The sequence below is a fragment of the Enterobacter sp. SCRI0065 genome, assembly GCF_059766475.1.
The window spans coordinates 170,199-184,666 of record NZ_JCBAJB010000006.1 but is presented as its reverse complement, the minus strand read 5'-3'; the positions used below and the strand labels follow the sequence as shown (position 1 = coordinate 184,666).

The window sequence follows — 14,468 nt, the reverse complement described above, 5'->3', positions numbered from 1 at the left end:
GGGCGAAACGGCTCAGGGGCGATAAAGAGCCAGCAGTTCGTCCACCTTCTTACGTGTGCCGCCATTGCTGCTGATGCTGCGCCGAACTTTGACGACATGCAGTTTGGTCGCTAACTGATACCACTCTCGCGTCATCACCGTATCATGATTAGAAATCAGCACGGGAATACGCCTGTTCACAAGGCCTTCGGCAATTTCTGCCAAATGTACCTGCTCTTTCAAATTGAAACTGTTGGTGTGATATGCCGTAAAGTTTGCCGTTGCCGTCAGCGGAGCATACGGAGGATCGCAGTACACGACCGAATTGTTGTCTGCTCGCGCCATGCTATCGGCATAAGACTCACAGATGAAAAGCGCATTCTGCGCCTTTTCAGCAAAGTGGTACAACTCCGCCTGCGGGAAGTAAGGACGCTTATAGCGACCAAAAGGCACGTTAAATTCCCCACGCAGATTATACCGGCACAGGCCATTGTAACCATGTCGGTTCAGGTACAAGAATAACAACGCCCGCCGGAAAGGATCCTGGCTTTGGTTAAACTCGACGCGAAACTGGTAGTAAACATCCGACTGGTTCGTCTCAGGCGTGAAGAGCTTACGCGCTTCTTCGACGTATTCGTCGGTACGCAGTTTGACGATGTTATAGAGGCTAATAAGATCGCTGTTGATATCCGCGAGGATATAGCGAGAAAAGTCGGTATTGAGAAACACAGACCCTGCGCCCACGAAGGGCTCGATAAGACACTCGCCATTCGGCAGGTGTTTTTTAATATCGTCGAGCAGGGGGAATTTTCCCCCCGCCCATTTTAGAAAAGCGCGATTTTTTTTCATGCTGACTGACTGATTACACCTTCTCCGGCTGTGGAGAAAGCTCCGACAGCAACCTGCGCTTTATACATTACTTCAAATCGGCCTGAACCTGATGAATCGGTTTCGCCCATGGGTTCTTCGCTTGAACATCAGCAGGTAACGTAGAAACAGCGCGCTTAGCTTCGTCTTTAGAAGCGTAAACACCGCTTACCAGCACGTACCAAGGCTGTCCGTTACGCGTCGACTGATAAACCACATAGTTTTTCAGATTCGATTTTTTCGCCCAGTTGTTCAGGTTGTCGTAGTTAGACGAACTGCTCAGCTGAAGCGTGTAGTTGTTGGATGGCGCAGACTTCAACGAACCGACGTTACCCGCAGACTTAGCTGCCGCACTGCTGGAAGCCGTCGCAGCAGGAGCCGCTGTAGCAGTGGGTGCCGTCGTTGTTGCCGTTGCCTTCGGTGCAGTTGCCGTAGCGACTGGGGCTTTAGCTGGCGTACTTACAACGGCCGTTTCGGTCTGCTTAGGCTGAGAAACGGGTTTCGCTTCAGGCGCTTTCGCAACGGTCTGCGGTTTGGTTTCGCGCTTAGGCTCAATCACTGTCTGCTTGCGTTCCGGACGCGGCGTCGCTGTTTGAGTTTGTGTCTGACGCGGCTTAGTTTCCGTTGCAACGGTTTGCGGCTGGGCATTGCCACCGCGAATCGGTGCCACGGTTGCAGGTTCAGTTGGCAGCGTGGAGTTAGCCACCACGTTGTTCACCTGCTCCTGGCTCTGCGGCTGGGTCAGCGCATTGTTAAGATCGCCCTGAACCTCTACACGCTGCTGACCTTCAGGGGTGGTCATTGCCTGACCCTGAGTCGGTGTTGAGGAAACTGGCGGCAGCGAGACTTCCTGCGGCGCATTCGCAGGATTACCCGCGGTCTGTTCGGCAGACGTCGTGCCCGGCGCAGGTTGCGCACCGTTGGCTTGATCCGCAGCATCGTTACCCGAAAGCGCAATACTCTTTTCGGCAGACGGCGTTGGTTCATTTGAATTCGTTGATGGTGCTTTCAGCGCAGAGCCGATACCAATAATCAACAGCAGCAGCACAAAGACGCCAAGTCCCATCATGATGTACTGACGAGAGGCTGGTTTTTTAGCCACCACTTTTTTACGTTTGCGAGGGCGAGGCTCTACAGGCTCTTCGTCCATTGAATCATCATCCGACTCGTAAACCTCTTCTTCTCGCTCATCACGCGCATTGCGGCTACGTGGAGGGCGACGATCGTCAGCGTCTAAATCAACATCATCAAAGTTGATTTGTGGCTCATTATCACGTTCTGAAGATTGACGAGTACGACCAGTACGACGATCGCTGGGATCGGGTTTCAGCTCGTCTTCTGGTTTGAATTCATCCATTTAACACCCCACTCAAAGGCTCATGCTTACGACGTTGCATGTCACCTGAAGCAAATTAGCTGTCTTTTACGACAGCCTGACCTTTCTAGTTGTTACGCCTGCTGACAGTCAGCAATCGCGCCAAGAACGACATCATGCGACACTCCGCCGCGTACTTCACTCTTCCCTATAGCAAGCGGGAGCACCAGGCGCATCTCACCAGCCAATACTTTTTTATCGCGCATCATGTGAGGTAAATACGCCTGCGCAGACATTTCACGTGGGCCCGTAACCGGTAAACCCGCACGTTCAAGCAGCGTAATGATGCGCTGAGTCTCTTCTTTCTTAAACTGACCCAGGCGCACTGATGTGCGAGCGGCCATCACCATGCCCGCCGCCACTGCTTCGCCATGAAGCCAGTTGCCATAACCCATTTCAGCTTCAATGGCATGGCCAAACGTGTGCCCCAGATTCAGTAAAGCACGTAAGCCGGTTTCACGCTCGTCGGCTGCGACAACTTCTGCTTTCAACTCACAACAACGACGGATGCAGTAAGCCAGCGCTTTACCATCAAGGCTTAGCAGCGCATCCATATTCTCTTCCAGCCAGTTAAAGAACGCGCTGTCCAGAATAATGCCGTACTTGATCACTTCAGCCAGCCCAGAGGCCAGTTCACGCTTCGGCAGCGTGTTCAGACAGTCGAGATCCACCACCACCGATGCGGGCTGGTAGAACGCGCCAATCATATTTTTGCCAAGCGGATGGTTGACGGCTGTTTTGCCACCAACCGAAGAATCGACCTGCGACAGCAGGGTCGTAGGAACTTGAATAAAGCGAACACCGCGTTGGTAGCTCGCCGCAGCAAAACCCGTAAGATCGCCAACAACACCACCGCCTAAGGCGAGCAGTGTAGTATCACGACCATGCGGTTTTTGCAGTAGTGCGGTAAAGACGGTGTCAAGCACCGCCAGGCTTTTATACTGCTCGCCATCAGGCAAAATCACACTGTCGACATTCACACCTGCTTGTTCCAGCAAATGACGAATTTTGTCGAGATAAAGCGGAGCCAGAGTCTCATTGGTGACCAACATTGCCTGGTCACCCGCTTTCAGTGGTAAGAAGGAAGCTGGGTCGTTAAACAATCCAGCCGCGATGGTGATAGGGTAACTACGTTCCCCGAGAGTAACTGTAATCCTCTCCATGACGCGACATCCACCTTAAATGCTTTTACCCGCAGGCGAGTGTATGTAAAGCCAGAATCAGTTGCTTTCCAGCATGTTAATAATCTGGTTTGCAACCACTTTAGCGCTTTGATCATCAGTACGAATGGTCACGTCGGCAATTTCCTCATACATAGGATTGCGTTCGCCGGCCAATGCTTCCAGAACTTCGCGAGGAGGCGTTTCAACTTGCAGTAACGGGCGCTTTTTATCACGCTGCGTACGTGCCAGCTGTTTTTCAATGGTCGTCTCAAGATAGACCACAACGCCTCGGGCGGAGAGACGGTTACGAGTTTCGCGAGATTTTACAGAGCCGCCGCCAGTAGCCAGCACAATGCCCTGTTTTTCCGTAAGTTCATTGATAACTTTTTCTTCTCGGTCACGGAAACCTTCTTCGCCTTCTACATCGAAGACCCAGCCCACATCAGCTCCGGTTCGTTTCTCAATCTCTTGATCAGAATCGTAAAATTCCATATTGAGTTGTTGAGCTAACTGACGCCCAATAGTGCTTTTGCCGGCACCCATAGGCCCAACCAGAAAGATATTGCGTTTCTCTGCCATTTTTTCGGTACTACTAAGACTATTCGTTAATGGTAATCCCCGCTTCGCAAAAACTTGGCGTAGCAGGACATGAACTGAAACCTCATATGCGATAGTGCGAGAGTCAGACTGAAAATTATCTCAGTAGTCCTGCTTGTTTGGCAACTGATTAAATCATCAAGCCAGATGCTTAAGGCAACAAGAGGTAAGATTGGATAAGCTGAAACTCAAATCGGTACTCCTTGTATGCTAATTCATGCCCCACGTCAAACATCTGCAACAAACTGGGTGCAAAATCCTTACGGAGATCGTTGCCCATTACTGAATATTGACCAGCCGTGGCGTAATAAACACCACCAGCTCGCGCCGCTCGTTATCCTTCCCATCATGGCGGAATAGCTGGCCTATCCAGGGAATCTTGCCAAGGCCGGGAACGCTATCACTGCCGGTTTTGTTCTTTTGCGAGAAAATACCACCCAGCGCCAGCGTTTCTCCACTTTTGACTTCAACCTGAGTTTCGATTTCTTGCTTATCAATGGCCATTGTTTCGCCATCGGCCTGCTGTAAAACCTGCCCGGGCATATTTTCGCTGATATGAATTTTCAGGCGCACCCGGCCATTGGGTAGCACAACCGGCGTGACATCCATACCCAGCACCGCCTCTTTGAACTCTACCGATGTCGCCCCGCTCTCACCGCTGGAAACCTGATAAGGGATTTCGCTACCCTGCTTGATACTGGCAGGTTGCATGTGCGAGGCCAAAAGCCGGGGACTGGCAATAATTTCAAGCTGCTGCTGTTGTTCAAGCGCTGAAAGCTCGAGATCCAATAGCCTGCCATCAATACGCCCAATGTTAAAACCCACATGCGTGGTGGCATTTGCCACCGACAGATCGGCTCCCAGTGTGGTCACTTGCCCTGGCGACCCCGCTCCTGTGGCCTCAGCAAGGTTCCATTTCACACCAAGCTCGCGCAGACTTTTTTCATTAATCGTGACGATATGGGCCGCCAGTTCGACCTGCGCGACAGGTAAATCCATCTCTTCAACCCAGCGCTGCACGCCATCCATCACGCCGGGGATATCGCGCACCATTAGACGATTTGTGCGTTTATCTACCGATAAACTCCCTTTTGGACTCAGCAATTTCTCTGCTGCCTTCTGAAGCTCACCCGCATCGGCGTAAGCCAGAGAAAAACTGCGCGAGGTGAGCGGTACGTTAAGCTGCCTTCTGCTTTGCTCTTCTTCATTACGCGTCTGTTGCTCACGCTGCCAGGCAACGGTATGCACGTAAAAGATACCGCTCTCTTCCCTGAGAACGAGCCCGGCACTGGTGACGACCGTTTGCAGTGCCTGACGCCAGGGTACCTGCGACAGATGCAAAGAAAGTGTACCGGTCACATCAGGAGAAATGATTAAGTTGCGATTTTCAAGCTCCACCAGTGATTGCAGGACCTGTGCAACCGGCACGTCATCGACCGCCAGGGTGACTTTCTTTGCCAGACTGGCCCACGCGGGGCTGCTGAGCATCAGCAGCAGAACGACTATCCTTGCTCTTTTCATTTTTCGATCCTTCTCGTTGCCATCGCCACGCCTTCGGCTCACATCCTTCACCGACATCGACGATAAGCTCTGTTTCTTTGATGGACAGCACGCGCCAGCCGGCAGGAAAGCGCTCGTCTTCCCTGACCCGACGCCAGTGATTCTGCCCATCTTGTACAATTCCGACGCTATTCGCGCCGCCGACCATCCCCAGATAGCGCCAATGGGACAGCTGCCCACTCGCGCAACGATCGTCCGGCGGGCGAAAGGGATCGCGCATCCCGGTCAGTAAAAAAAGGGAACCCACCAGCAGCCAGTGACATTTACTTCGCATGTAGGCTCTCCACGCGCACCACGACGACCAATCGAGATTTACCGGGCTCGACAGAAAACGTCATTACCCCCATCCCCCGCTGCGCCAGCCTGTTGAACAGAACGGGAATGTTTATCCATTCTGCATCCAGCGTTAATTCACCCCCGTTGGCATCGGGCTGCCATCGAATCAACTGCGTACCGCCAGTTTGAAAATCCAACGGGGAAAATGGGAGCACGGCAGCGCTCTCATGCTCCACTTCTCCTGCGTGATGCTGCCTGGCGCTCACCCATAAAGTGCCTATGGCCGTTATCGCGCGTTCGTGGTCGACACTAAGGCTTGCGGTCTGCTGCGAAGCCGGGCGCACCACTATCCAAAATGCGCCCAGCAGAACGGCGAAAGTGCTTATGCTCCAGCACAGAAATCGCGTGCGAAAACGGCACTCGCACCAACGCTCATAAATTATTTGCACCCTTCACTCCTGATTCTGGAGCTTAAAACTGAACATCCACTGCCCCTGGGCATCCTGCTGTAATTCTCCCGCCTTTCCAGGCGTAAAACCTGGCAAGTGCTTTAAGGATTCTGCCAGTTTGGTAAGCGCTGAAAGCGTCGCGGTATATCCTGTCAGCGAGAGGCTGGATTGTTGATAACGCAGTTGTGTTAGCCACGCCTTCTCCGGCATCACCGACGCTAAAGCCATTAACGCAGGCTGCCAGGCCTGCGTTTTAGCCTGTAATACCAACGTTTGCTGTCTTTGCTGAAACTTCTCATTTAACTCTCGCCACTGCGCATGGCGCATCTCAAGCTCGTGTTGAATGAGCGTATCGCCTGTCAGATGCATCTGTAACACACGGACATTGGCAGCATAATTGGCCCGCTGATGTGCCGCTATCGTGAACGAGATCAGCAACGCGCCAACAAAAAGCAAACCCCAAAAACGCCAGCAGCGCTGCTGACGCAGGCGACGCCACGGTAAAAAATTGGTCGTTTTCACTCGTACATCTCCCCCATCGCGAGGGCCAGGGCAACCGTAAAGTCTGCGCCGTTCTCGGGTAACGGCGGATGACAGCAGGTCATTAAACTCAATGGATCAAGACCATCATGGCCAAACAACGCAATCTCTTCGGGGCTGATTGCCAGTAAAGCCGCTAACTCACCACTATTTGCGGCCTCACTGAGCGCCTTTCGCCCCCATTGGTGACGCATCGCCCACAGCCAATGATTGTCGTCGCGCCAGGCGACGCACTGCACGGGATGAGTCAGTGAGGGCAGTAAATTTGCCATAGCCCCGGCATCAGGAGTGATGGATGCCAGATGCAACCGCAGCGTGGCCGCGATATCCAGAAGCACCGCAACCTCTTTGTTTTGCGCCGCCGTGACGTGAAATGACTTGCTAAAGGTGTCTTGCACGTAGTCGAAGCACAGCGCATCGGGTGCCATTTCTAACTCGCGAGACAGCGCAGAGGTAATCCAGGAAACCTGCTCGCTGTCACGCAGGCTCATTGCCGGGCAAGGGAGGACTTTTTGCAGCGTACGCACCGCTGGAAACGCAAGAAATATCCGGTGATGATGTGGCAACGCCTGGCTCCAGCCAAGAAGCGCAATAACCAATTGTTCTGGATGAATAATTTTGGCATCACGCACGATATCGTCGGCCAGCGGGATTTGCCACCAGCGGCGCAGACACCATCCCGATTTTTCCTTCGTTAACGAAACGGCTAAAACGCTATCCTGTTGAATATGAACGCCTGTTCGCCATGTTTTGAAAGCCATGTTTCACGATCTCCTTATCGACCATCAGGTTGACGGCTATATCAATGATTCAGGCTTGCCTTTATACTACCGCGCGATTGTTTAGAAACTGCCCAAGTGAAACTAAATGGGAAATCTCCAGTGAAGTTCGTAAAGTATTTATTGATCCTTGCAGTCTGTTGCATTCTGCTGGGAGCAGGCTCGATTTATGGTTTGTACAAATATATTGAGCCGCAGCTACCCGATGTCGCCACACTGCGTGATGTGCGACTCCAGATCCCAATGCAGGTCTATAGCGCCGACGGCGAGCTGATTGCCCAATATGGTGAAAAGCGTCGTATTCCGTTGACCTTAGATCAAATCCCACCCGTTATGGTGAAGGCGTTTATTGCCACGGAAGACAGCCGTTTTTATGAGCACCACGGTGTCGATCCGGTAGGGATCTTCCGTGCGGCAAGCGTTGCGCTTTTTTCCGGTCACGCCTCTCAGGGTGCCAGTACGATTACGCAACAGTTGGCGCGTAACTTCTTCCTGAGCCCAGAAAAGACGCTAATCCGTAAGATCAAGGAAGTGTTCCTCGCTATTCGCATTGAACAACTTCTGACCAAAGACGAAATTCTTGAGCTGTACCTGAACAAGATCTATCTGGGGTATCGCGCCTACGGCGTGGGTGCTGCTGCGCAGGTCTATTTTGGCAAGCCGATCGAACAGCTTACGCTAAGCGAGATGGCGACCATTGCCGGGCTGCCAAAAGCGCCGTCAACGTTCAACCCGCTGTACTCGCTTGAACGCGCCACCGGACGCCGTAACGTCGTCTTATCGCGTATGTTGAGCGAAGGCTATATCAGCCAGACGCAGTACGATCAGGCGCGCAACGACGTGATCGATGCCAATTATCATGCGCCGGAAATTGCCTTCTCGGCACCGTATCTGACCGAGATGGTGCGTCAGGAGATGGTGGGTCGTTACGGCGAGCAAGCGTATGAAGATGGCTATCGCATTTACACCACTATCACCCGCAAAGTGCAGCAGGCTGCGCAGCAGGCGGTGCGTAATAATGTGATGGATTACGACATGCGTCACGGCTACCGTGGCCCGTCCAACGTGCTGTGGAAAGTCGGTGAAAGCGCATGGGACACGAAGAAAATCACCGATTCGCTGAAAACATTGCCGACCTACGGACCGCTTCGTCCTGCCGTGATAACGGCGGCCGATCCGCAGGAAGCCACGGCGACGCTGGCAGATGGAACCTCGGTGTCGCTGCATATGGACGGTATTCGCTGGGCTCGCCCATATCGTTCAGATACCTCGCAGGGCCCGACCCCGCGTAAAGTGACCGATGTGGTGCAAACCGGACAGCAAATCTGGGTTCGCCAGGTGAATGATGCCTGGTGGCTGGCTCAGGTGCCGGATGTGAACTCAGCGCTGGTATCGATTAATCCGCAAAACGGTGCCGTCATGGCGCTGGTAGGCGGCTTTGATTTCAATCAGAGCAAGTTTAACCGCGCCACTCAGGCACTGCGTCAGGTGGGTTCTAACATCAAGCCGTTCCTCTACACCGCGGCGATGGACAAGGGCCTTACGCTGGCCAGTATCCTCAATGACGTGCCGATTTCCCGCTGGGATGCGGGTGCCGGTTCTGACTGGCAGCCCAAAAACTCCCCGGCGGAATATTCCGGTCCCATTCGTTTACGTCAGGGTCTGGGACAGTCAAAGAACGTAGTGATGGTGCGTGCGATGCGTGCAATGGGTGTTGATTATGCCGCAGAGTACCTGCAACGTTTCGGCTTCCCGGCGCAGAACATTGTGCATACCGAATCACTGGCCCTCGGCTCAGCGTCCTTTACGCCGCTTCAGGTGGCTCGAGGTTACTCGGTAATGGCAAACGGCGGCTTCCTGGTCGATCCGTATTTCATCAGCAAAATTGAGAACGATCAGGGCGGCGTACTTTTCGAAGCTAAGCCGAAAATCGCCTGTCCTGAATGCGATATTCCAGTGATCTACGGCGATACACCAAAGTCGAACGTGCTGGATAACAAAGACATGGAAGATGTCGCGATTTCTCAGGAACAGAAGAATGCCGCCGTCCCTATGCCGCAGCTTGAGCAGGCCAATCAGGCTCTGGTCGCGCAGACGGGCGCGCAGGAATACGCTCCTCACGTCATCAATACGCCATTGACCTTCCTGATTAAGAGCGCCCTGAATACCAATATCTTTGGTGAACCAGGCTGGCAAGGCACGGGCTGGCGAGCTGGTCGTGACCTACAGCGCCATGACATCGGCGGTAAAACCGGGACCACCAACAGCTCGAAAGATGCCTGGTTCTCCGGTTATGGCCCGGGCGTGGTGACTTCGGTATGGATCGGCTTTGACGACCATCGCCGTGACTTAGGTCGGACATCCGCATCAGGCGCGATTAAGGATCAGATTTCCGGCTACGAGGGCGGCGCGAAAAGCGCTCAACCGGCCTGGGATGCGTACATGAAAGCGGTCCTTGAAGGTGTGCCGGAACAACCGTTGACTCCGCCACCAGGCATTGTGACGGTCAATATCGACCGCAGCACGGGTCAGTTAGCAAACGGCGGAAATAGTCGCGAAGAGTTCTTCATCGAAGGTACGCAGCCAACCACGCAGGCGGTGCATGAGGTAGGAACAGAGATTATTGATAACGGCGAGACGCACGAACTGTTCTGATAAAACGCCATAAAAAACCGGCAATGCGCTTACGCTTGCCGGTTTTTTTTTATTCTACAGCCGACCCTGCCCTTTCAGCCATTCACGCAGCAGAAAAAGCGCACTCACATTACGTGCTTCATTGAAGTCCGGCTCTTCGAGCAGATCCATCAAATGCGCCAGCGGCCAGCGCACCTGAGGTAGTGGCTCAGGTTCGTCACCTTCAAGCGATTCTGGGTAGAGATCTTCTGCCACCACGATATTCATTTTGCTGGAGAAATAAGAGGGTGCCATGCTCAGCTTTTTCAGGAACGTGAGGTCCTTCGCGCCAAAACCCACCTCTTCTTTCAGCTCACGGTTGGCGGCTTCAAATACCGATTCGCCAGGATCGATAAGCCCTTTTGAGAAACCCAGTTCGTAAGATTCAGTCCCCACCGCATACTCGTGAATGAGGATCACATGATCGTCAACAATCGGCAGAATCATGACCGCTTCGCGCGTGGACGGGCGCATACGTTCATAAACACGACGTACGCCATTGCTGAATTCCAGATCCACACTTTCCACATTGAACAGGCGCGATTTTGCAACAGTCTCGACTTTGAGGATGGTGGGTTTTTGTAAGGGTTTGCTCATCTTGATGGGTCTTTACAGTGTGAACTCGCGTTATTGTGCGATACGCCGCACGGTTTCGGCAATGCCATTTGCGCTTTATTTACATTTTCGTAACCTATCTTAAATCAATCCTTAATTCAAAACAAAAGTCAAGAGGTTGAAATAATACCAGGAATTTGCTGATATCCCGCTATGATTGCCTTTGCTATTATCTTCGATTACTGGGATGCGCTTCAAAATGCTCAAGTTCGACTCCATACTTGCCGATAGCCAACCACAGACACTCATTCACTGTAAAAGGTGCAACTGACTACACCTGTAAGATATGTAAGATGGGGAAAGCATGAGCACCATTTTGATTTTTTTCGCTGCCTTGCTGGCCTGCGCGTTCGTGGCAGGGTGGTTATTCAGGCGTCGCGCACAGCGTCGATATCGACTGCCATTCTTAAACGCCTTTGCTGGTGCGGCCACCCGTAAGCTCGCGGTTGACGAGCGCAGCGCCATTGAAAGCTACCTTGATACGTTAAATCGCGTTCAGAAAACCCCAGGGCCAACCGGCGCAACAGCCGCTCCCGTATCGCTAAACTTAAACGCGCAAAGCGATACCGTGTTGAGCGTGACCTGCTCGATCACCCGCTATGGCATTACGACCGACGATCCCAATAAATGGCGTTACTATCTCGACTCGGTTGAGGTCCATTTACCGCCGTTTTGGGAACAATATATCAATGATGAAAATAGCGTGGAGCTGGTTCATACCGACGCCATTCCCCTCGTCATTGCGCTCAACGGTCATACTCTGAGCGAATATGCTCAGGAAGCACCACGATTCGCTCTCGAACGAACCAGTTCCACCCAGGCCTCCATCCGCGGTGAAGAGACAGAGCAGATCGAACTGCTGAATATTCGCCAGGAAACGCACGAAGAGTACGTGCTGAATCGCCCGGATGGTATTCGCGAGGCCGTATTAATCGTGGCGTCATTCTTACTCTTTTTCTTCTGCCTGATAACGCCTGACGTTTTTGCGCCGTGGCTGGCCGGTGGTGCCGTACTGCTGCTGGCCGCTGGTCTGTGGGGGCTGTTTGCGCCCCCTGCCAAAACCGCCCTGCGCGAAATTCACTGCTTGCGCGGGACCCCAAAACGCTGGGGCCTGTTTGGTGAGAACGATCAAGAACATATCAACAATATTTCGCTTGGGATTATCGATCTGATCTACCCGCGCCACTGGCAGCCGTGGATCGTTCAGGATTTAGGGCAAAAAACCGACATCGATATCTACCTCGACCGCCATGTGGTCCGTCAGGGGCGTTTTTTATCCCTGCATGATGAGGTGAAAAACTTCCCGCTCCAGCACTGGTTGCGCAGCACGGTGATCGCTGGCGGTGCCGCGGCAGTGCTGGCGATGTTGATCTTCCTGGTACCCCTTGATATGCCCATTAAATTCACCCTCTCGTGGATTAAAGGCGCGCAAACGATCGAGGCCACCAGCGTAAACCAGCTCGAAGACGCGGGTGTACGCGTGGGCGATACGCTGAAATTAAAAGGCACCGGCATGTGTAATATCCATGCTCCAGGAACATGGAACGCGCGTCAGAACTCTCCGTTCATGCCGTTTGATTGTTCGCAAATCATCTGGAATGACGCCCCGCCGCTGCCGCTGCCGGAATCCGATATCGTCAGTAAAGCCACCGCGCTGACGCAGGCCGTTAACCGTCAGTTACACCCAAAACCAGATGATGACTCGCGCGTGAGCCAGTCTTTACGCTCCGCCATTCAGAAATCGGGCATGGTTTTGCTGGACGATTTCGGCGACATCGTAATGAAAACGCAGGACTTATGTTCCGCCGATGATGAGTGTGTACGCCTGAAAAACGCGCTCGTTAATCTCGGCAACAGTAAAGACTGGGACGCGCTGGTTAAACGTGCTGACGCGGGCCGACTGGACGGTGTTAACGTCCTGCTGCGTCCGGTAAGTGCTGAATCGCTGGATAACCTGGTCGCCACCTCCACCGCGCCGTTCGTCATGCGTGAAACCACCCGCGCGGCGCAGACGTTAAATAGCCCTGCCCCTGGCGGTTTTGTGATTGCCAGCGACGAGGGCAGCGATTTGGTCGATCAACCGTATCCACCGGTTGCGCTGTATGATTATCCGGCCCAGGAACAGTGGGGCGAATTTCAGCGTCTGGCACAAATGCTGATGCAAACGCCGTTTAGCGCAGAAGGGATCGTCACGGGCATATTTACCGATGCAAACGGTACGCGTCATATTGACCTGCACCGTATGCCGGACAGTGCAGGGCTGTGGCGCTATATCGGGACGTCGCTGCTGATGATGGCGATGCTGCTGTGTATTATCTGGAACGGCGTTGCTGCGCTGCGTCGCTATCAACGTTCCCGCACTCGCCTGGAAGAAATCCAGCAGTATTACGATAGTTGCCTCAATCCAAAGCTCATCTCCGCGCCTGAGAGCCTGATCGGATAACGCCGCTGCGCGACAAGTTGTGCTAACCTGTCGCGCACGTTTCTTCTGGCTGGAGAGTTCCCCCCTCATGCATCTTGATATTGCCTGGCAGGACGTCGATACCGTTCTGCTGGATATGGACGGCACGCTGCTCGATCTCGCTTTTGATAATCACTTCTGGCAGAAACTGGTGCCCGAAACCTACGGCGCGCAACAGGGTATTACTCCGGCAGAAGCCCAGGATTTCATACGCTCGCAGTATCACGCCGTACAACATACGCTAAACTGGTACTGTCTTGACTACTGGAGCGAACGCCTCGGTTTAGATATCTGCGCGATGACCACCGCGCAAGGGCCTCACGCCGTTCTGCGTGAAGATACCGTGCCCTTTCTCAATGCGCTTAAAGAGAGCGGTAAGCGCCGGATTCTGCTGACCAACGCGCATCCACATAACCTGGCAGTGAAGCTCGAACATACTGGCCTGGCTTCACACCTTGATTTATTACTTTCCACCCACACATTTGGTTATCCGAAAGAGGATCAGCGATTGTGGCAGGCCGTAGCGCAAGAGACGGGTTTGCAGCCTGAAAGGACGTTGTTTATTGACGACAGCGAACCCATTCTGGATGCAGCGGCTACCTTTGGCATTCGTTATTGCCTGGGTGTGACCAATCCCGATTCCGGTATGGCTGACAAAAGCTATCTGCGACATCCGGCACTGAACGACTACCGCCGTATGATCCCCTCACTCAGAGTGAAGGAGTCGCCATGAAAGAAAAACCCGCTGAAGGGGTAAGACTGGATAAGTGGCTGTGGGCAGCGCGCTTTTATAAAACGCGAGCCCTTGCACGCGAAATGGTCGACGGCGGTAAAGTTCACTACAACGGGCAGCGCAGCAAGCCGAGTAAGCTTGTTGAACTGAATGGCACCCTGACTTTACGCCAGGGAAACGATGAAAGAACGGTAGTGATTAAAGCCATTACCGAACAGCGTCGCCCGGCAACCGAAGCCGTCGCGCTTTATGAAGAGACGACAGAAAGCATCGAAAAGCGCGAGAAAGTCGCGCTGGCGCGCAAAATGAATGCGCTGACAATGCCGCACCCGGACAGACGACCGGATAAGAAAGAACGTCGCGATCTGTTGAAATTTAAACACGGCGATAACGAATAATCG

The 14,468-nt window shown here is 53.2% G+C and carries 14 protein-coding genes; 4 read left to right on the top strand and 10 right to left on the bottom strand.

Annotated features, from left to right (window positions below):
- Positions 1-12: 12 nt before the first annotated feature.
- The 9 genes from dam to AC6EMZ_RS16715 form a co-directional block, all read right to left on the bottom strand.
- Positions 13-828: an adenine-specific DNA-methyltransferase gene (gene dam, locus AC6EMZ_RS16755; RefSeq protein ID WP_498403823.1), complete on the bottom strand. Its 816-nt coding sequence runs from the start codon at positions 826-828 to the stop codon at positions 13-15.
- A 67-nt stretch (positions 829-895) separates the two neighbouring features.
- The gene (gene damX / locus AC6EMZ_RS16750; protein ID WP_498403821.1) at positions 896-2,203 is read right to left on the bottom strand and encodes a cell division protein DamX; all 1,308 of its coding nucleotides are present in this window, start codon (positions 2,201-2,203) and stop codon (positions 896-898) included.
- Between the two features lie 92 nt (positions 2,204-2,295).
- A complete protein-coding gene (gene aroB / locus AC6EMZ_RS16745) occupies positions 2,296-3,384 on the bottom strand; it encodes a 3-dehydroquinate synthase (protein WP_498403820.1) in 1,089 nt (362 codons plus the stop codon).
- Positions 3,385-3,441: 57 nt separating this feature from the next.
- Positions 3,442-3,963: a shikimate kinase AroK gene (aroK, locus tag AC6EMZ_RS16740; protein ID WP_498403818.1), complete on the bottom strand. Its 522-nt coding sequence runs from the start codon at positions 3,961-3,963 to the stop codon at positions 3,442-3,444.
- 297 nt (positions 3,964-4,260) lie between these two features.
- Positions 4,261-5,502: a DNA uptake porin HofQ gene (hofQ, locus tag AC6EMZ_RS16735; RefSeq protein ID WP_498403816.1), complete on the bottom strand. Its 1,242-nt coding sequence runs from the start codon at positions 5,500-5,502 to the stop codon at positions 4,261-4,263.
- Positions 5,411-5,815, bottom strand: a complete 405-nt coding sequence (locus AC6EMZ_RS16730) for a HofP DNA utilization family protein (protein ID WP_498403815.1) — start codon at positions 5,813-5,815, stop codon at positions 5,411-5,413. Before AC6EMZ_RS16730 ends, hofQ begins: the two co-directional genes overlap by 92 nt.
- A complete protein-coding gene (locus tag AC6EMZ_RS16725) occupies positions 5,805-6,266 on the bottom strand; it encodes a HofO family protein (protein WP_498403814.1) in 462 nt (153 codons plus the stop codon). Before AC6EMZ_RS16725 ends, AC6EMZ_RS16730 begins: the two co-directional genes overlap by 11 nt.
- Before the next feature lie 3 nt (positions 6,267-6,269).
- Positions 6,270-6,788: a PilN domain-containing protein gene (locus AC6EMZ_RS16720; protein ID WP_498403813.1), complete on the bottom strand. Its 519-nt coding sequence runs from the start codon at positions 6,786-6,788 to the stop codon at positions 6,270-6,272.
- On the bottom strand, positions 6,785-7,567 hold the full coding sequence (locus AC6EMZ_RS16715; RefSeq protein WP_498403811.1) for a DNA utilization protein HofM: 783 nt from the start codon (positions 7,565-7,567) through the stop codon (positions 6,785-6,787). The genes AC6EMZ_RS16720 and AC6EMZ_RS16715 overlap by 4 nt, the downstream gene beginning before the upstream one ends.
- A 120-nt stretch (positions 7,568-7,687) precedes the next feature.
- On the opposite strand from AC6EMZ_RS16715, the gene mrcA reads away from it, so the two are divergent.
- On the top strand, positions 7,688-10,240 hold the full coding sequence (gene mrcA / locus AC6EMZ_RS16710) for a peptidoglycan glycosyltransferase/peptidoglycan DD-transpeptidase MrcA (protein WP_498403810.1): 2,553 nt from the start codon (positions 7,688-7,690) through the stop codon (positions 10,238-10,240).
- 54 nt (positions 10,241-10,294) lie between these two features.
- Here mrcA and nudE read toward each other — a convergent pair whose 3' ends face one another.
- Positions 10,295-10,855, bottom strand: coding sequence for an ADP compounds hydrolase NudE (gene nudE / locus AC6EMZ_RS16705; protein ID WP_498403808.1), 561 nt, complete (start codon positions 10,853-10,855; stop codon positions 10,295-10,297).
- Positions 10,856-11,177: 322 nt separating this feature from the next.
- On the opposite strand from nudE, the gene AC6EMZ_RS16700 reads away from it, so the two are divergent.
- From AC6EMZ_RS16700 to hslR, 3 genes are all read left to right on the top strand, one after another.
- The gene (locus tag AC6EMZ_RS16700) at positions 11,178-13,316 is read left to right on the top strand and encodes an intracellular growth attenuator family protein (RefSeq protein WP_498403806.1); all 2,139 of its coding nucleotides are present in this window, start codon (positions 11,178-11,180) and stop codon (positions 13,314-13,316) included.
- Between the two features lie 67 nt (positions 13,317-13,383).
- Positions 13,384-14,067: a GMP/IMP nucleotidase gene (gene yrfG / locus AC6EMZ_RS16695; RefSeq protein ID WP_498403805.1), complete on the top strand. Its 684-nt coding sequence runs from the start codon at positions 13,384-13,386 to the stop codon at positions 14,065-14,067.
- The gene (gene hslR / locus AC6EMZ_RS16690; protein WP_498403803.1) at positions 14,064-14,465 is read left to right on the top strand and encodes a ribosome-associated heat shock protein Hsp15; all 402 of its coding nucleotides are present in this window, start codon (positions 14,064-14,066) and stop codon (positions 14,463-14,465) included. Before yrfG ends, hslR begins: the two co-directional genes overlap by 4 nt.
- The last annotated feature ends 3 nt before the right edge of the window (positions 14,466-14,468 follow it).

Excerpts from the sequence above, each read along its gene's own strand:
- dam (WP_498403823.1), bottom strand. The coding sequence starts at position 828 with ATGAAAAAAAATCGCGCTTTTCTAAAATGGGCGGGGGGAAAATTCCCC.
- damX (WP_498403821.1), bottom strand. The coding sequence starts at position 2,203 with ATGGATGAATTCAAACCAGAAGACGAGCTGAAACCCGATCCCAGCGAT.
- aroB (WP_498403820.1), bottom strand. The coding sequence starts at position 3,384 with ATGGAGAGGATTACAGTTACTCTCGGGGAACGTAGTTACCCTATCACC.
- aroK (WP_498403818.1), bottom strand. The coding sequence starts at position 3,963 with ATGGCAGAGAAACGCAATATCTTTCTGGTTGGGCCTATGGGTGCCGGC.
- hofQ (WP_498403816.1), bottom strand. The coding sequence starts at position 5,502 with ATGAAAAGAGCAAGGATAGTCGTTCTGCTGCTGATGCTCAGCAGCCCC.
- AC6EMZ_RS16730 (WP_498403815.1), bottom strand. The coding sequence starts at position 5,815 with ATGCGAAGTAAATGTCACTGGCTGCTGGTGGGTTCCCTTTTTTTACTG.
- AC6EMZ_RS16715 (WP_498403811.1), bottom strand. The coding sequence starts at position 7,567 with ATGGCTTTCAAAACATGGCGAACAGGCGTTCATATTCAACAGGATAGC.
- nudE (WP_498403808.1), bottom strand. The coding sequence starts at position 10,855 with ATGAGCAAACCCTTACAAAAACCCACCATCCTCAAAGTCGAGACTGTT.
- AC6EMZ_RS16700 (WP_498403806.1), top strand. The coding sequence starts at position 11,178 with ATGAGCACCATTTTGATTTTTTTCGCTGCCTTGCTGGCCTGCGCGTTC.
- yrfG (WP_498403805.1), top strand. The coding sequence starts at position 13,384 with ATGCATCTTGATATTGCCTGGCAGGACGTCGATACCGTTCTGCTGGAT.
- hslR (WP_498403803.1), top strand. The coding sequence starts at position 14,064 with ATGAAAGAAAAACCCGCTGAAGGGGTAAGACTGGATAAGTGGCTGTGG.